We start from the raw sequence: 16,192 nt of genomic DNA, 5'->3' as shown, positions 1-16,192 counted from the left end.
CGTCGGCGCCGTCGTACACTCGGACGATGGCGCGCGCACTCGTCACCGGATCGACCTCTGGGCTGGGCCTCGAATTCGCCTGGCAGCTGGCCGGGACCTGCCACGACCTGGTGCTGGTCTCCCGCGACGAGGACCGCCTGCGCGCCGTCGCCGAGCAGATCCGGGACGTGCACCGGGTGCAGGTCGAAGTGCTCCCGGCCGATCTCGCCGACCGCGCCCAGCTCGAGAAGGTCGCGCTGCGGCTCACCGACCCGGTGGACCGCATCGACCTGCTGGTCAACAACGCCGGCTACGGGCTGCGCGGCGGCTTCCTCGAGATCGGCGTGGAGGACCACGAGGCGCAGATGGACACCCTGATGCGCGCCGTGCTGGTGCTCTCCCACGCCGCCGCCCGCACCATGGTGCAGCGCCGCCGCGGCGCGATCCTCAACGTCAGCTCCCTGGCCGGGTACACCACCGCCGGCCCCTACGCCGCCTCGAAGAGCTGGGTCACCGTGTTCACCGAGTCGCTGGCGATGGAGCTGCAGGGCACCGGGGTGACCGCCACCGCGCTGCTGCCCGGCTTCGTGCAGACGGAGTTCCACGAGCGCGCCTCCATGTCCATGGAGGGGATGCCCCGCATCACCTGGCTGAAGGCCCCGTACGTGGTCGAGCAGGCGCTGAAGGACACCGCCAAGGGGGCCGTGCTCTCGATCCCCTCGGTGAAGTACCGCACCGCGGGGGAGTTCTCCCGCATCGCGCCGCGCCCCCTGGTGCGCGCCCTCACCTCGCCGGACTGGTACCGGCGCCTGCAGGCCAGGTCCGTGCAGCGCTCCCTGCGCCGTGCCTCCCGCCGCACCCTCCACGCCCCCTGGCAGCGGGAGGACGGGAGCTGAGCTCCCCGCCCCGACGGGCGGCGGCCCCGCCCCGACGGGTGAGCAGCGGGTGCCGAGCGTCGGGCGGGCGTGAAGTACCCTGACCGCATGCCCGGCACCTCTCCCGCCCCCGCCCGTGACCTGCCGATCGAGGACGCCCGCGAGCGCCTTCGCGTCTTGATCCGAGACCTCGCCGTGGTGCGCGGGCACGTGGTGCTCTCCTCCGGCGCCGAGGCCGATCACTACGTCGATCTGCGCCGCATCACCCTCCACCACGAGGCCGCCCCGCTGGTGGGCCGGGTGATGCTGGACCTGCTGCGCCGCGAGGGCCTGGTGCCCGGCGTGGAGGCCGTGGGCGGGCTGACGCTCGGCGCGGACCCGGTGGCCACCTCGATCCTGCACGCCTCCGCGGCCGACCCCGCCGCCGCCCCGCTGGACGCCTTCGTGGTGCGCAAGGCGAACAAGGCCCACGGCCTGCAGCGACGCATCGAGGGTCCGGACGTGACCGGGCGGCGCGTGGTCGCCGTCGAGGACACCTCCACCACCGGCGGCAGCGTGCTCACCGCCTGCGAGGCGCTCACCGAGGGCGGGGCGGAGATCGCTGCGGTCGCGGTGATCGTGCACCGCTCCGACGCCTCCCGCGCCGCGGTCGAGGCCGCCGGGCACCGCTACCTCGCCGCGTACGACATCTCCGAGCTGGAGATCTGACGGCCCGTCGACCTCCCCTCCCACCTCCGGGACGGCGACGGTGCCGCAGGAGCCGACGGTGCCCTGCCGGCAACCGGTGAGGAACCAGGCCCGCCGCTGCGCGGATCGGAGCGGAGCCCCGCTCCAGGGGTGGGCGTCATGCGCACAGAGCAGCCCCCGACTGCGCTGTGAACAGGGAGAACGATACGTCCTGCGGGGACGTGGAGGTGACTGGACGCTCACCCGCCGGTGCGGCGCCGCGTAGCATGGGGCGGCGCTGAGGACCCGGTGCCCGGCCGCCCTCTCCATCTGCCCCGACCGCCTCAGGAGCCTCGCATGAACGCCGCTGATCGGGCCCCGGCGGGCACGCCCCGGACCCGCGACGCCCCGGACGGCGGAGCCGAGGAGCGCGCCCCGCGCCGCGAGGTGGGCGTGGGCCCCCATCCGGCGCCGTGGCCCGAGGGCGAGCATCTCGACCCCGAGCTGCTCGCGCACGGCGACCGCCGCAACGTCGAGGACCGCTTCCGCTACTGGCGCCGCGAGGCGATCGTGGCCGAGCTCGACCGCCACCGCCACCCGCTGCACGTCGCGATCGAGAACCTCGAGCACGACGCCAACATCGGCTCCGTGGTGCGCACCGCGAACGCCTTCGCCGTCGGCGCCTTCCACATCGTGGGCAGGCGCCGCTGGAACCGCCGCGGCGCGATGGTCACCGACCGCTACCAGCACGAGATCCACCACCCCGACGCCGCCCACCTCATCGCCTGGGCTCGCGAGGAGGGACGCCCGCTCGTCGCGATCGACCTCGTGCCGGGCGCCCAGCCCCTCGAGCACGTGCGACTCCCGCACGACGCCCTGCTGGTGGTGGGGCAGGAGGGCCCCGGCGTGAGCCCCGAGATCCTCGCCGCCGCGGACCTCGTCGTGGGCATCACCCAGTTCGGCTCCACCCGCTCGCTCAACGTGGCCGCGGCGGCGGCGATCGCGATGCACGCCTGGGTGCTGCAGCACGCCGAGATCCCCACCGGGCCCCTGCGCTGACCGGGCTCCACCGCGGCGCGCCGTCGCCGAGCCGGTCGGCGGCGCCGGCGCCGACCGGCCCGGCGCAGGGCAGCGCGGGGCGCTGTCCACGAGGGACCGTCGGCCGCGGCCGGGGCGGGGCGCTGTGGAACAATGGGCACGATCGGACGGCCCCGTGCGGTGCGGTGCACCGCGGGCCGTCGCCCACTGCGTCAGCGAAGGAGAATGCCCCATGGCAGTCGTCACCCCGGATCAGTACTCAGAGATGATCGATCGGGCCAAGGCCGGCAAGTTCGCCTACCCCGCCGTCAACGTCTCCAGCTCCCAGACGGCGATCGCCGCGCTGCAGGGCTTCACCGAGGCCAACTCCGACGGCATCATCCAGGTGTCCTTCGGCGGTGCCGAGTACCTCTCCGGCTCCACCGTCAAGGACCGCGTCGCCGGTTCGCTGGCGCTGGCCGAGTTCGTGCACGCGGTGGCCAAGAACTACCCCATCAACGTCGCGCTGCACACCGACCACTGCGCCAAGGAGGTCCTGCCCACCTGGGTGGAGCCCCTGATCGAGTGGGATCTCGAGAACCGCGTGAAGAAGGGCCTGGACCCGCTGTTCCAGTCCCACATGTGGGACGGCTCGGCCGTGCCGGTCGACGAGAACCTCGAGATCGCCGAGCGTCTGCTCGAGAAGTCCGTCGCGGCCAAGAAGATCCTCGAGATCGAGGTCGGCGTCGTGGGCGGCGAGGAGGACGGCGTCGAGGCGAACGTCTCCAACGACAAGCTCTTCTCCACCCCCGAGGACGGCCTGAAGACGGCCGCCAAGCTCGGCCTGGGCGAGCGCGGCCGCTACCTCACCGCCCTCACCTTCGGCAACGTGCACGGCGTGTACAAGCCGGGCAACGTGAAGCTGCGCCCGAAGGTCCTCGACGACATCCAGAAGGTCGTCGGCGAGAAGTACGGCAAGGAGCGCCCCTTCGACCTGGTCATGCACGGCGGCTCCGGCTCCACCGAGCAGGAGATCTCCGAGGCGCTGGACTACGGCACCATCAAGATGAACATCGACACCGACACCCAGTACGCCTTCACCCGCCCCGTGGTCTCGCACATGTTCGAGAACTACGACGGCGTGCTGAAGGTCGACGGCGAGGTCGGCAACAAGAAGGCCTACGACCCCCGCGCCTGGGGCAAGAAGGCCGAGGCCGGCATGGCCGCCCGCGTCGTCGAGGCCTGCCAGAACCTCCGCTCGGCCGGTACCCACGCCTGAGCGACGGGCTGTGAGCTGCCGCTGAGCAGCGCCCGCACGTGACGGAACCCCGGAGCCTCGGCTCCGGGGTTCCGTCGTCGTCGGGGCCGTTCGTCGGGCGCGCGAGGGTCGCGCGGGGTCCGCGCGACGGCGGTCAGCGGGAGGTCACCAGCGGTTGCCGGCGGCGCGGCCCATCACGCGCTTCAGCGCGGGCAGCACGTCCGCCAGGAAGATGCCGGCGATGATCACGCCCGCGAGCATGAACAGCATGTTGCTCCCGCGGCCCAGCGGGTAGGGGAGGGACAGGAAACCCAGCAGCACCGCGACCCCGGTGAGCACGCCCCAGAACACCTTCGAGCGCTTGTCGGCGGCGGTGTAGGCGTCGGCACGGAAGCGCAGGGCGTTGATCAGGGCCCAGACCTCCACGGCCAGCAGGGCCACGGCGAGGACGAGGAAGATCCACATCTGGATGAGGGCGATCATCCGCACAGGATACGGGCCGCGCCTGGACGGATCCCCCAGCGGCGCGCGCCGGCGCCCCGGCGCGCCCTCTCACCGCCGGCGGTCGGGATCCGAGCGGTCGGTGATCAGCAGCTCGAGCGCCTCGGTGGTGGCCTGCGGCTCCAGCGTGCGCATCTCCACCGTCATCGGGCGGGGCCCGATCGCGTCGCCGTCGGCCGCCACCACCAGGCTGGGCAGGAACCGCTTCGCCTCGGAGGCGCTGAGCCCGGTGGCCTGCAGCAAGTCGATCGCGAGGGAGCGCAGCTGGATGGTGAGGGTGACGCCCTCGAAGTGTCCGGCGCGGCCGGGCCGCTTCCCCTCGTCGTTGCGCAGCAGCATCTCCGGCGTGAGGTAGGAGCTGAACAGTCGCAGCTGCCGGCGCGCCGCGGTGAAGTCCACGTCCTCGTGCGAGACGGCGGTGGCGAGCTCCTGCACGGCATCGCGCGCCGCGAGCAGCGCATCGGCCAGGGCGGAGTGGGCGTCCCCGCGCACCGCCTCGAGGAAGTCCGTCTCCTGCCGGGCGATCACGCGCGCGTTGCGCATCGCCCGGTCGGAGCCCACCAGCAGGTGCTGCAGGCGGGACACGTCGTCCGCGTGCCGCAGCCCGGAGGGGGCGAAGGTGGCGATCTCGTTCGCGACGTCGTTGGCGAGCTTCCACTCGTCGGTGTACTTCTGGGAGACGTCGCGGAGCTTCTTCAGCGCCGCCTGCGCCACCGCGCGGTCCCCGCTGCGGGCGGCGAGGGCGAGGTTCACCAGCGTGCCCTCGAGCTCGCGGTAGAACGAGGCGGCGGCCCGCGACTGCAGTCGGCGGGGATCGCCGGAGAGCAGCAGATGCACCACGATCGCGACGCTCACACCGGTGATCGCGTCCAGCGCCCGCCCTCCCGGGGTCATCGTGGGGGTGACGGGCATGATCATCACCAGCAGCGACTGGATCGCCACCTGGAAGCCGAACAGGTTGCTGGAGTCGATCAGCCGCGCGAGCATCCCCGCACAGAACACGATCACCAGGATCTGCCAGGTCCCGGCGCCCAGCAGGCCGCGGGCGAGCTCCCCCAGCAGCACCCCGAGCATCACCCCGCAGGACATCTCCACGATCTTGCGCATCTTCTTCTCGATGCCGAAGCCGATGATGATGAACGCGACGATGGAGGAGAAGAACGGGTACTCGTGGTTCCACAGGAGCCCGCTCACCAGATAGGCCAGGGCGGCGGCGAGGGCGGCGCGCCCCACCGTGAGCGCATCCCCGCGGCCGCGGGAGAGACCCTCGGTGAACCACTCGCCGATCGCGCCGCGCGCCCTGTCCACGAGCGGGATGGCGGAGGTCGCGGTGGACGGGGCCCGGCGCGGACCCGCCCCGCTCACGGCCGTGCCCCCTCGGGCCGGGCGGCGCGCTGCGGCGCGGCGGCGCTCATGCCGTCACCGGGTCCTGGAGCCGCCTCTCCAGCAGCTCCTCGAGCCGGAAGGTGTCCCCGTCGCGCGCACCGCGCCCCACGATCAGCGGAGCATGCCCCGGCGCCGGGGTGACGCCGCGCATCCGGGCGAACAGCCCGCCCTCGGCGCGCATCACGTAGAAGCGGGCCTCGCGGTCCACGGCGAGAGAGCGATCATGCTTGAGGTACCAGCCCATCAGGGAGGTGCGCAGCGTGCCGCCGCCCCGGTACGGGCGCGCCCGCAGCGGCACGGGCGCGATCCCCGCCTCCTCGAAGCGCGCGACCGCCTCCCGGATCATCGCGGTGGCCTGCTCGTGCTCGGCCTCGCGCGCCGCACGCAGCGCCCTCTCCTTGGCCTCGACCGCCTCCCGGCGGTGCCGGATCCACTCCTGCTGCTCGCCCTGCGCTGTCATGGCCGCCATTCTTCCAGCTCCGCGGGGCCGGCACGAGGCGTACGGCCCGGCGGCGGCGTGCAGGTGCTGTGTGCGGGGCGTGGAGCGGCAGGGCCCGGGAGGGTCAGAGCTTGGCGGTGGCGGGGCGCTCCCCGTGCTCGCGCGGCAGCACGATCGGCTCCTGCGCGGCGTCGATCCACAGCGATCCCGCGTCCTCGCCCTCGCCCACGGGGACCTGCACCGACAGCGCCGCGTCCAGCGGCACCGCGCGGCGCACCACGGCCAGGGCGATCGGGCCCAGGTCCGCGTGCAGCGCGGCGGAGGTGACGGCGCCGATCACCTTGCCGTCGGGCCCGTCCAGGCGCACCTCGCCCCCCGCGGGGACCGGCATGTCCTGCGAGCCGTCCAGGTGCAGCATCACCAGGCGCCGCGGCGGCTGGCCCAGGTTGAGCACCTTCGCGACCGTCTCCTGCCCGCGGTAGCAGCCCTTCTCGGTGTGCACCGCGGTGCGCAGCAGGTCGAGCTCGTGGGGGATGCTGCGCTCGTCCACCTCGCACACGAAGCGGGCGCGATGGTTCGCGATCCGCAGCGCCTCCCAGGAGCTCATCCCGGCCAGGTGCGCGGCCCGCCAGGGCCGCTGCGCCAGCGGCGCCGCCTCAAGCACGGTGAGCACCGGGCGCACGGGATCCTCGGGAGCGGGGCCGTAGGCGACACCGCCCGGCGCGACCTCCGGCCAGGGCTCGTCCCACACGGCGACGGGGGTGGGCAGGTCCAGGTCCGGCAGCGCCGCGGCAGCGGGGGAGAGGCCCCCGAGCACCCGCAGGTCATCGCGATCGGTGAGCTCCACCCGTGCCGCGAAGCGCATCATCTCCAGGTAGCCGCGCAGCCCGGCCCGGGCGCCGGGATCGGTGATCAGCAGCAGGGCGTCCTCGTCGAGCACCACGGCGGAGGCGAGATGCTCGACCCGACCCCGCGGGGAGAGCACCGCGAGCGAGGAGGAGGTGCCCACGGGGGTGCCGGTCAGCACCTGGGTGCTCACCGTGGTCATCCAGCTGCGGGCGTCGGCGCCGCGCACCTCCAGCAGTTCCAGGTGCCCCAGGTCCACCACGGCGGTGCCGTCCAGCAGGTGCCGCTGCTCGCGCAGCGGGGCGCCGTAGTGCGCGGGGACCGCGGCGTCGGGCCCCTCTCCCGGCACCGCGCCCTCGTGCCGGAGGGGTCGGACGGTGCGGACGGGATCAGACACGATGCAGCTCCAGAGAGAGGTAGGGGGACAGGGCGGTCTCGCCGGGGGCGCCGTCCGCGACGGGGCCGCGGCGCTCCCACAGCCACATCAGCCGGCCGCTGATGTAGCCCAGCATGCGGGTGGCGACCACCTCGCCGGCGCCGTCGGCCAGGGCGAGCTGGATGCGGGGGCCGCGCACCTCGCCGGCCCAGTGCTCGGCCTGCTCGCCGCGACGGGTGAGCTGTGCGGTGAGCCGGTGGGAGAGGAAGCCCTCCGGGGCGCCGGGACGGGCGGCCTCGGCGGCGGCGCGGTCCTGGCCCGGCAGCAGCTCGCCCACGGTCCACACGCCGTCCTCGCGGTGCAGCAGGGTGCGCTCGCCGGTGCCCGACGGCGCGGGCGGGGACTCGACGTCCCGGGCGAAGGCGCTGGTGGGCGGCAGCGGCGCGGGGGCGTCGATGCGGTGGATCGTGGACCGCCAGTCGAGCGCGCCGTCCTCGCGGGCGGTGCAGACCAGCTGCTGCTCGAGGCGGGCGTCCGGGGCGTCGCCGGCGCCGCTGAGGGCGCCGCTGCCCTCCCAGCTGCCGATCAGCCAGGCGAGGGGGTACAGCGACTCCGGGAGGGAGGTGTCGAGCGTGATGGGCATCGGTGCCGCAGGACGCTCAGCGGTCGAACAGGCGGGACAGCACCAGGACGGCGAAGGCGAGCGTGCCCACGCCCACCAGGATCACGAGGGCGATGAAGAACAGGGACATGGCGGTCATGGCCGCGAGTCTATCGTCCCGGCGGCACGGGCAGGGGCGGTGTCGAGCCCGGCGTGGGCGCCCTCACCCGGCCCGGCAGGGGCCCTCGGGACGGCGGCGGGGACGCTCAGAACAGCAGCACGGCGAGGTGCGCGACCACCCCGACGGTCGCCACCGGCACCGCCGCCACCGCGAGCGAGGGGAGCGGCTCCCGCGAGACCAGCGAGGAGCCGGTGAGCAGGTGGGCGCAGCTCGCACCCACCGCGGTGACCAGGCCGACGGTCGCCGCGGGCAGCCACCACCAGCCCAGCAGCAGCACCGCGAGCACCGCGGTGACGGCGGCGCCGCCGAGCACGGAGACGACGAACCGCGCCCGGGCGGGCAGCGGGGTGGAGCCCAGCAGGAGGGTCGCGGCCAGGCCCGTCGCGATCGAGGCCGGGAGCGCTCCGCTGCTCTGCGCGGCCGCGGCGGTCTGTGCGATCACCCAGCTCGCGGCGATCCCGGAGACGAACACGCCCGCCACGGTGCCGGTGAGGGACTCGGTGAGCTCGCGCCGCTCCCTGCGCAGCATCTGCTGCACGAACGAGGCGAACACCCCCAGCGCGCACACCATCACCACCGCAGCGACCGGGGTGAGCCGTTCCGGCACCAGCACCGCGACCATCGCCCCGAGCACGCCGGTGCCCGCCACCACGGCGCGGGTGCCGCCCGCGGCGGGCAGTTCCAGCAGGCTGGGCCAGGCGATGCCGATCAGGATCCCGAGCACGCCCACCACGACGGCGGTGAGCACGGGGGCGAGCGTCCCGGTGAGCGAGACCACGGCCAGCAGCAGTGCGAGGGCTGCTCCGAGAGGGGCGCGCTCGGGGACGGTCACTGGGCCTCCCTCGCTGTCGAATCCGGTGACGGGCCGCGCCGACGGGGCGTGGTCGCCGGGCGCTACAGTGGCAGTCTACGAGTGCCCGCTGGTGGCGGCATACTCGTTCCCCACGACCGGCCCGTCCAGACGCCGCGGCGGGCGGGACGGATCGCGCCCCCAGAGCCCCGGAAGGACCCCATGAACTCCACTGCCGCGCCGACCGGCGCGCACCGCGCCGCGGTGCGCGCACTGCTCGACGCCGCGACCGCGCACGACGGCGTCTCCCCGCTGGACGAGGCGGCCGTGCTCGCCCTCGAGGGCGGGACGGACCGGCATCTGCTGCGCTGGGCGCCGGGCGCCGAGGAGCAGGACCTGATCGGCTATGCGAGCGTGCTCGCCGACGGGACCGTGCAAGGCATGGTCCACCCCGACCATCGCCGCCGAGGGCACGGCACCGCGCTGCTGCGCGAGGTGCTCGCCCTGCGCCCCGATGCGGGCGTGTGGGCGCACGGCGCGCTCGAGGGCTCCCTCGCCTTCCTCGCGAGCGCGGGGCTCGAGGAGACCCGCCGCCTGCTCACGCTGCACCGCTCCCTCGGTACCGGGCCGGCGCTCCCGGCGGTGCCCGCCTCGGACCTTCCCGGTCTGCGCCTGGACACCTTCGACGCGGCACGTGACGCCGCGCGCTGGGTCGAGGTGAACGCGCGCGCCTTCGCCTCCCACCCCGAGCAGGGCACGCTCACCCGCGCGGATCTCGACCAGCGCCTCGCCCAGCCCTGGTTCGACCCGGCGGACATGCACGTCGCGCTGCGGGACGAGGAGCTGGTGGGCTTCGTCTGGCTCAAGCGCGAGCACCCGGGGGACACGTCCGCCGCGGCGGAGGTGTACGTGGTGGGCACCGACCCGTCGGTGCAGGGGCACGGCGTGGCCGGCGTGCTGCTGGCCACCGCGCTCACGCGCCTGCGCGAGGACGGGGCGCCCGGCGCGGAGCTGTACGTGGAATCGGACAACACCGCGGCGCTGCGCCTGTACGAGACCTGGGGCTTCGAGATCGTGGGCCGTGACGTGCAGATGCGCGCGGCGGGACGGGGCTGAGCGGTGCGCGTCGCCCCCGGGAAGCCGCCGCCCGTCCTCGCCGCCGGCGCCCTCACCTGGCGCGAGAAGGGCGAGCAGCTGCAGGTGCTGCTGATCCATCGCCCGCGCTACGACGACTGGTCGATCCCCAAGGGCAAGCTCGACAAGGGCGAGACGTTCCCCGCCGCCGCGGTGCGCGAGGTGGCCGAGGAGACCGGCTGCCGGGTGCGGCTGCAGCGCCCGCTGCCGGCCTCGGTGTACCTGCTCCCGGACGGCCGCACCAAGATCGTGCAGTACTGGACGGCGACGGTGCGGGCGACGATCGCCCCCGGGCCCCAGGACCACGGCGAGGTGGACGAGGTGCGCTGGGTGCCGCTGGAGGAGGCCGAGCGGATCGTGACCCGGCAGTCCGACCAGGTGCCGCTGGCCGCGCTGCGCCGCTTCCGGGAGGCGGGGGAGCTGGCGACGGTGCCGATCATCATCCAGCGCCACGGCGCCGCGCTGTCCCGTGCCAAGTGGCGCAAGGGCGAGGCCTCCCGCCCGCTGAACGGCAAGGGGAAGAAGCAGGCGCGGGCGCTGCCGCCGCTGCTGGACGCCTTCGACCCGGCGAGCGTGCTGAGCAGCCCGTGGGAGCGGTGCCGCGCCACCGTCGAGCCGCTCGCGCGCAGCGAGGGGCTCAAGGTGCGCACCAAGGAGGAGCTCACCGAGGCCGGGCACGCCGAGCAGCCTGCGAAGACCGCCGCGGTGATCGCGCGCGTGCTCACCGAGGCGCGGCCCACGGTGGTGTGCACCCACCGCCCGGTGCTGCCCACGGTGATCGCCGCCGTGAAGGACGCCGCGCGGCAGGGGGCGGCGCTCGAGCTGCCGCGGGAGGATCCGTTCCTCGCCGCGGGCGAGGCGCTGCTGCTGCACACCACGGCCGGAGGCACCGTGGTCGCGGTGGAGCGGCACCTGCCGAACATCGGATGAGGAGCATCCCGCCGAGAGCGGGGAGAGGCCAGCAGGCGACGGGGCGCACGGCTCCGCGCCCGAGGGACGACACGAGCACGAACAGGGGACAGCACGCATGAGCAGCGGATACGGCGGAGGATTCCAGGAGCATCGGGACGGGCCCGGGCGGTGGGCCGACGGGCAGGACCCGTACGCGGTGGAGCAGGGCTCCTCCGCCTCGGCGGATCCGTACGCCGCCCGCCCGCAGGAGGCCGACGGGTTCGGCCCCGTGTTCGGCGCGCCGCAGAGCGGCGCCTCGGGCCACGGCACCGCACCGAGCCCGTACGCCGCGCCCGCCCAGGCCGGGAGCGCCCCGTACGGTGCACCGCCGTCCGGCGGTCCGCAGTACGGCGGCTTCGCGCCGGTGCCCCCGAGCTCCGGCGCGGCCACCGCCGGTCTCGTGCTGGGAGTGCTGGCCCTGACCATGTGCGCCGGCCTCACCGCGCCGTTCGGGATCTGGTTCTCGGCCAAGGGGATGAAGGAGACCGGGCCGGAGGCGGCCACGGCCCGCTCCGGCCGGGGGCTGGCGATCGCCGGGCTGGTGACCTCGCTGATCGGGCTGATCCCGCTGCTGTTCATCCTCGCCTACGTGGCGGTGATCATCATCGCGGCGATCGCCACCGCCGCGGGTGCGTGACCTCGTCCGTCGCCGCCCGCCCGGCACCACCCCTGTGGCCCCGCCACGGTGTCCCAGACCACTCGGGCGTGACCCGGAGCGCGCTGTGACCTGATCGTATCCACACTCCCACCTGCGTGTTCATCCCTGCGAGCGGGGAGTTCACCTGCTGTTCACGCCCGAGCGGGTGCGCAGTCACCTGCCCTCCTTAGCGTCCCCGCTGTCAGTTCCCCAGCAGCACAGCTTCCGGGCCCAGGGCCCCGAAAGGACACGCAGTGAACGTTCGCAAGAACAAGCTCGTCTCGCTCGCCGCGCTCGGACTCGTCGGCGGCCTCGCGCTCACCGCCTGCGGCGGCTCCGAGACCACCACCGGCTCCGGCTCCTCCGACGGCGGCGGCATGAGCGCCGGCGGCTACGCCGAGCTCTCCGGCAACCTTGCCGGCTCCGGCGCCTCCTCCGCGCAGAACGCCCAGACCGCGTGGACCGAGTCCTTCATGGGCCTCGTGCAGGCCGAGGGCGGCGACCTCACGGTCACCTACGACCCCACCGGCTCCGGCACCGGCCGTGAGCAGTTCCTCTCCGGCCAGGTGAAGTTCGCCGGCACCGACGCCGCTCTGGACGAGGAGGAGCTCGCCGCCTCCGCCGAGCAGTGCAACGACACCCAGGCCTTCGACCTGCCGATCTACATCTCCCCGATCGCCGTGGTGTTCAACCTCGAGGGCATCGACTCGCTGAACCTCACCCCCGAGGTCATCGGCGGCATCTTCGCCGGCGACATCACCACCTGGAACGACGAGGCGATCGCCGAGCACAACCCGGACGTCGACCTCCCCGATCTGGACATCGTCCCGGTGCACCGCTCGGACGACTCGGGCACCACCGAGAACTTCACCGAGTACCTCTCCGAGACCGCTCCCGATGCCTGGACCCACGGCCCCATCGAGACCTGGCCCATCGACGGCGGCCAGTCCGGTGACGGCACCTCCGGCCTGATCTCCACGGTCGAGGGCGGCAACGGCACCATCGGCTACGCCGACGCCTCCCAGGCCGGCAACCTCGGCACCGCCTCCATCCAGGTGGGCGAGGAGTTCGTCGAGTACAGCGCCGAGGCCGCCGCCAAGGCCGTGGACGTCTCCCCGCGCGAGGAGGGCCGCGAGGAGAACGACATCGTCGTGGAGCTCGACCGCACCACCACCGAGGAGGGCGTCTACCCGATCGTCCTGATCTCCTACCTCGCGCTGTGCGGCTCCTACGCCGACTCCGCCGAGGGCGAGGCGGTCAAGGCGTACGCGTCCTACATCGTCTCCGAGGAGGGCCAGAACACGGCCGCCGAGGCCGCGGGCTCCGCCCCGATCTCGGAGGAGCTGCGCACCGAGGCGCAGGCCGCGATCGACGGCATCACCGTCGGCTGATCCCATTCCCTCACGGCGCGGTGTCGCCGGGCCCCGACGGCCCGGCGACGCCGCCGTCGCGGCCCCCGGCCCCCACCCCCTGCGGCACCCGTGAACACTGAGGAAGGTCCCCATGAGCTCCACTGACGCCGACACGGACGCGGCGCAGACCCGGCCCGCCGGCCTGTCGTCGAGCGGCCGCCGATTCGGCGACTCGCTGTTCTCCGCCCTGAGCGTCGGCTCCGGGCTCCTCATCTTCGTTACCCTCGCGGCTGTGGCGATCTTCCTCACCACCGAGTCGATGCCGGCCGTCGTGGCGAGCCAGGAGTTCACCGGCACCGCCGAGTTCTCCCTGGTCGAGTACGCGCTGCCGCTCGTCTACGGCACCGTGCTGGCCGCCGCGATCGCGCTGCTCATCGCGATCCCGGTCGCGGTGGGCATCGCCCTGTTCATCTCGCACTACGCCCCGCGCCGCATGGCCGCCGGGCTGGGCTACATGATCGACCTGCTGGCCGCGGTGCCGTCGGTCGTCTACGGCCTGTGGGGCGGGGTGTGGCTGGTGCCCAAGCTCGAGCCGCTGTACGTCTTCCTCAACACCTACTTCGGCTGGATCCCGCTGTTCGCCGGCGACCCCACCGCCCCGATGCGCAACCTGGCCTCCGCCTCCGTGGTGCTCGCCGTGATGGTCCTGCCGATCATCACGGCGGTCTCCCGCGAGGTGTTCCTGCAGACCCCGCGCCTGCAGGAGGAGGCGGCGCTCGCCCTGGGCGCCACCCGCTGGGAGACCATCCGCACCGTGGTGCTGCCCTTCGGCCGCGGCGGCGTGGTCGCCGCGTCGATGCTGGGCCTGGGCCGCGCGCTCGGCGAGACCATGGCCGTGCTGATGATCCTCGCGCCCGGCGCGACCTTCTCCCTGCACATCCTCGAGGTGGGCCGGCACAACTCGATCGCCGCCAGCATCGCCTCCCGGCAGGCCGAGGCCTCCGGCGTCGACATGTCCCTGCTCATCTTCACCGGCCTGGTGCTGTTCGTGCTCACGTTCATCATCAACGCCATCGCCCGGTGGATCGTCGCCCGCAGCGGCCCCAAGAGCTGAGAGGTCCCCATGAGCACCACCACCCCCGAGCAGACTCGCTCCTCGGTGCAGCGCCCCCGCAGCGAGCGCCGCCTGCCCTGGTACCACCTGGTCTTCACCGGCCTCGCCGGCCTGCTGGTCGCCGTCGCCGTGCTGTCCATCGCCGGCGCGCTCACCATCCCGAGCGCCATCCTGCTGGGCTTCGTCCTCCATCTGCTGTTCGGCTGGGGCTACTCGCTGCTGCGCGAGGGCCCGCGCTGGGCCACCGATCGGCTCATGACCCTGCTGGTCATCGGCGCGTTCGCGATCTCGATGTTCCCGCTGCTGTCGCTGCTGTGGTCGGTGGTGGCGCGCGGCATGGTGCGCGTGTTCGCCGCCAAGCCCACGCCGTTCGCGTTCTGGACCAACGACATGTCCGGTATCATCGGCGGCGCGGACGCCGGCGGCGTGTTCCACGCGATCGTGGGCACCCTGCTGATCACCCTGTGGGCCTCGCTGATCTCGGTCCCGGTGGGCCTGTTCACCGCGATCTTCCTGGTGGAGTACGCGCACACCGGCTGGAAGCGCACCCTGGGCCGCGGCGTCACCTTCCTGGTGGACGTCATGACCGGCATCCCCTCGATCGTCGCCGGCCTGTTCGGTCTCGCCCTGTTCATCGCGTTCATGCCCGATCAGAGCGTGCGCATGGGCATCATGGGCGCGGTCGCGCTGAGCCTGCTGATGATCCCCACCGTGGTGCGCAACAGCGAGGAGATGCTGCGCCTGGTCCCGATGGACCTGCGCGAGGCCGCGTACGCGCTCGGCGTGCCCAAGTGGCTCACCATCGTCAAGGTGGTGCTGCGCACCGCGATCGCGGGCCTCACCACCGGCGTCACCCTCGCGATCGCGCGCGTGATCGGCGAGACCGCGCCGCTGCTGCTCACGGTCGGCATGGTCACCTCGGTGAACTGGAGCATGTTCGACGGCCGCATGGCCACGCTGCCCACGTTCATCAACCAGCAGTACCGCAACGGCAACGCGAACTGCATGTCGGAGACGGTCACCAATCCGATCAACCAGGAGGTGTACGCCTGCTCGATCTCCACGAACATCGATCGCGCCTGGGCCGCCGCCTTCACCCTGATCGTCATCGTGATGATCCTGAACATCGTCGCCCGCATGGTCAGCCACTACTTCTCCCCGAAGCTCAGCCGCTGAGCCGGATCCCCTCGCGAAAGGACTCCTGATGGCAGCGCCCCAGCCCATCACCGTCGAAGGCCTCAACATCTACTACGGCGACTTCCTCGCCGTGGAGGGCGTCGACGTCCAGATCCGGCCCCGCTCCGTGACCGCGCTGATCGGCCCCTCCGGCTGCGGCAAGTCCACCTTCCTGCGCACCCTGAACCGGATGCACGAGGTGATCCCCGGCGCGTACGCGACGGGCAAGGTGGAGATCGACGGCGAGGACATCTACGACCCGAAGGTCGATCCGGTCAACGTGCGTCGCCGCGTGGGCATGGTGTTCCAGAAGGCGAACCCGTTCCCCACCATGTCGATCCGAGACAACGTGCTCGCCGGCGTGAAGCTCAACAACCGCCGCATCTCGAAGTCCAGTGCGGACGAGCTGGTGGAGAGCGCGCTCAGGGGCGCGAACCTGTGGAACGAGGTCAAGGACCGCCTGGACAAGCCCGGCATGGGTCTCTCCGGCGGGCAGCAGCAGCGCCTGTGCATCGCCCGCACCATCGCGGTGAAGCCCGAGGTGGTCCTCATGGACGAGCCGTGCTCCGCGCTGGACCCGATCTCCACCCTCGCGATCGAGGACCTCATCCACGAGCTGAAGGAGGAGTACACGATCGTGATCGTCACGCACAACATGCAGCAGGCCTCCCGCGTCTCGGATCGCACCGGCTTCTTCAACATCGCCGGCACCGGCAAGCCCGGCCACCTCATCGAGATCGACGACACCGACACGATCTTCACCAACCCCTCCAACAAGCAGACCGAGGACTACATCTCCGGCCGCTTCGGCTGAGCGTCGCGGGCGCACCGCCGCCGCCGGCCCACGCTGCGCCGGGCCCGGGACCTGCTCCCGGGCCCGGCGCCGCGTCGTCCGGGAGGGGGACGGGGGCCG

At 73.1% G+C, this 16,192-nt stretch carries 17 protein-coding genes; 11 read left to right on the top strand and 6 right to left on the bottom strand.

Annotation, left to right across the window (positions count from 1 at the left end):
• Positions 1–26: 26 nt before the first annotated feature.
• The 4 genes from DWV08_RS10665 to fbaA all read left to right on the top strand — a co-directional run bounded on the left by DWV08_RS10665 (position 27) and on the right by fbaA (position 3,816).
• Positions 27–875: an SDR family NAD(P)-dependent oxidoreductase gene (locus DWV08_RS10665; RefSeq protein ID WP_115413765.1), complete on the top strand. Its 849-nt coding sequence runs from the start codon at positions 27–29 to the stop codon at positions 873–875.
• Between the two features lie 87 nt (positions 876–962).
• The gene (locus DWV08_RS10660) at positions 963–1,562 is read left to right on the top strand and encodes an orotate phosphoribosyltransferase (RefSeq protein ID WP_115413764.1); all 600 of its coding nucleotides are present in this window, start codon (positions 963–965) and stop codon (positions 1,560–1,562) included.
• Positions 1,563–1,877: 315 nt separating this feature from the next.
• A complete protein-coding gene (locus tag DWV08_RS10655; protein ID WP_115413763.1) occupies positions 1,878–2,579 on the top strand; it encodes a TrmH family RNA methyltransferase in 702 nt (233 codons plus the stop codon).
• A 211-nt stretch (positions 2,580–2,790) separates the two neighbouring features.
• Positions 2,791–3,816 (top strand): class II fructose-bisphosphate aldolase, encoded by a 1,026-nt coding sequence (gene fbaA / locus DWV08_RS10650; RefSeq protein ID WP_115413762.1) that lies wholly within the window; start codon positions 2,791–2,793, stop codon positions 3,814–3,816.
• 144 nt (positions 3,817–3,960) lie between these two features.
• Here fbaA and DWV08_RS10645 read toward each other — a convergent pair whose 3' ends face one another.
• The 6 genes from DWV08_RS10645 to DWV08_RS10615 form a co-directional block, all read right to left on the bottom strand.
• Positions 3,961–4,278: a DUF2516 family protein gene (locus tag DWV08_RS10645; protein WP_115413761.1), complete on the bottom strand. Its 318-nt coding sequence runs from the start codon at positions 4,276–4,278 to the stop codon at positions 3,961–3,963.
• 69 nt (positions 4,279–4,347) lie between these two features.
• Positions 4,348–5,661 carry an FUSC family protein gene (locus tag DWV08_RS10640; RefSeq protein WP_115413760.1) on the bottom strand — a complete coding sequence of 438 codons (1,314 nt, stop codon included), beginning with the start codon at positions 5,659–5,661 and terminating at the stop codon, positions 4,348–4,350.
• 46 nt (positions 5,662–5,707) lie between these two features.
• A complete protein-coding gene (locus tag DWV08_RS10635; protein WP_115413759.1) occupies positions 5,708–6,142 on the bottom strand; it encodes a hypothetical protein in 435 nt (144 codons plus the stop codon).
• 103 nt (positions 6,143–6,245) lie between these two features.
• Positions 6,246–7,364 (bottom strand): CAF17-like 4Fe-4S cluster assembly/insertion protein YgfZ, encoded by a 1,119-nt coding sequence (ygfZ, locus tag DWV08_RS10630; protein WP_115413758.1) that lies wholly within the window; start codon positions 7,362–7,364, stop codon positions 6,246–6,248.
• Positions 7,357–7,986 carry a heme-binding beta-barrel domain-containing protein gene (locus DWV08_RS10625; RefSeq protein ID WP_115413757.1) on the bottom strand — a complete coding sequence of 210 codons (630 nt, stop codon included), beginning with the start codon at positions 7,984–7,986 and terminating at the stop codon, positions 7,357–7,359. Before DWV08_RS10625 ends, ygfZ begins: the two co-directional genes overlap by 8 nt.
• Before the next feature lie 224 nt (positions 7,987–8,210).
• Positions 8,211–8,957, bottom strand: coding sequence for a hypothetical protein (locus DWV08_RS10615; protein ID WP_115413755.1), 747 nt, complete (start codon positions 8,955–8,957; stop codon positions 8,211–8,213).
• A 180-nt stretch (positions 8,958–9,137) separates the two neighbouring features.
• On the opposite strand from DWV08_RS10615, the gene mshD reads away from it, so the two are divergent.
• From mshD to pstB, 7 genes are all read left to right on the top strand, one after another.
• Positions 9,138–10,031, top strand: coding sequence for a mycothiol synthase (mshD, locus tag DWV08_RS10610; RefSeq protein WP_115413754.1), 894 nt, complete (start codon positions 9,138–9,140; stop codon positions 10,029–10,031).
• 3 nt (positions 10,032–10,034) lie between these two features.
• Positions 10,035–10,979 carry an NUDIX hydrolase gene (locus DWV08_RS10605; protein WP_115413753.1) on the top strand — a complete coding sequence of 315 codons (945 nt, stop codon included), beginning with the start codon at positions 10,035–10,037 and terminating at the stop codon, positions 10,977–10,979.
• A 97-nt stretch (positions 10,980–11,076) separates the two neighbouring features.
• Positions 11,077–11,637: a DUF4190 domain-containing protein gene (locus tag DWV08_RS10600; protein WP_115413752.1), complete on the top strand. Its 561-nt coding sequence runs from the start codon at positions 11,077–11,079 to the stop codon at positions 11,635–11,637.
• 254 nt (positions 11,638–11,891) lie between these two features.
• Positions 11,892–13,028 (top strand): phosphate ABC transporter substrate-binding protein PstS, encoded by a 1,137-nt coding sequence (pstS, locus tag DWV08_RS10595; RefSeq protein WP_115413751.1) that lies wholly within the window; start codon positions 11,892–11,894, stop codon positions 13,026–13,028.
• 112 nt (positions 13,029–13,140) lie between these two features.
• Positions 13,141–14,103 carry a phosphate ABC transporter permease subunit PstC gene (pstC, locus tag DWV08_RS10590; RefSeq protein ID WP_115413750.1) on the top strand — a complete coding sequence of 321 codons (963 nt, stop codon included), beginning with the start codon at positions 13,141–13,143 and terminating at the stop codon, positions 14,101–14,103.
• 9 nt (positions 14,104–14,112) lie between these two features.
• Positions 14,113–15,279, top strand: coding sequence for a phosphate ABC transporter permease PstA (pstA, locus tag DWV08_RS10585; protein ID WP_115413749.1), 1,167 nt, complete (start codon positions 14,113–14,115; stop codon positions 15,277–15,279).
• A 28-nt stretch (positions 15,280–15,307) separates the two neighbouring features.
• Complete coding sequence (gene pstB, locus DWV08_RS10580) at positions 15,308–16,093, top strand: phosphate ABC transporter ATP-binding protein PstB (RefSeq protein WP_115413748.1); 786 nt, start codon at positions 15,308–15,310, stop codon at positions 16,091–16,093.
• Positions 16,094–16,192 lie beyond the last annotated feature (99 nt).

This window comes from Brachybacterium saurashtrense, assembly GCF_003355475.1.
Classification (GTDB): domain Bacteria; phylum Actinomycetota; class Actinomycetes; order Actinomycetales; family Dermabacteraceae; genus Brachybacterium; species Brachybacterium saurashtrense.
Note: the sequence above shows the minus strand (reverse complement) of the source record. Positions and strands in the feature narration are given on the sequence as shown.

Coding starts and splice junctions, on each gene's coding strand:
- DWV08_RS10665 (WP_115413765.1), top strand. CDS start 27: ATGGCGCGCGCACTCGTCACCGGATCGACCTCTGGGCTGGGCCTCGAA.
- DWV08_RS10660 (WP_115413764.1), top strand. CDS start 963: ATGCCCGGCACCTCTCCCGCCCCCGCCCGTGACCTGCCGATCGAGGAC.
- DWV08_RS10655 (WP_115413763.1), top strand. CDS start 1,878: ATGAACGCCGCTGATCGGGCCCCGGCGGGCACGCCCCGGACCCGCGAC.
- fbaA (WP_115413762.1), top strand. CDS start 2,791: ATGGCAGTCGTCACCCCGGATCAGTACTCAGAGATGATCGATCGGGCC.
- DWV08_RS10645 (WP_115413761.1), bottom strand. CDS start 4,278: ATGATCGCCCTCATCCAGATGTGGATCTTCCTCGTCCTCGCCGTGGCC.
- DWV08_RS10635 (WP_115413759.1), bottom strand. CDS start 6,142: ATGACAGCGCAGGGCGAGCAGCAGGAGTGGATCCGGCACCGCCGGGAG.
- DWV08_RS10625 (WP_115413757.1), bottom strand. CDS start 7,986: ATGCCCATCACGCTCGACACCTCCCTCCCGGAGTCGCTGTACCCCCTC.
- mshD (WP_115413754.1), top strand. CDS start 9,138: ATGAACTCCACTGCCGCGCCGACCGGCGCGCACCGCGCCGCGGTGCGC.
- DWV08_RS10600 (WP_115413752.1), top strand. CDS start 11,077: ATGAGCAGCGGATACGGCGGAGGATTCCAGGAGCATCGGGACGGGCCC.
- pstC (WP_115413750.1), top strand. CDS start 13,141: ATGAGCTCCACTGACGCCGACACGGACGCGGCGCAGACCCGGCCCGCC.
- pstA (WP_115413749.1), top strand. CDS start 14,113: ATGAGCACCACCACCCCCGAGCAGACTCGCTCCTCGGTGCAGCGCCCC.
- pstB (WP_115413748.1), top strand. CDS start 15,308: ATGGCAGCGCCCCAGCCCATCACCGTCGAAGGCCTCAACATCTACTAC.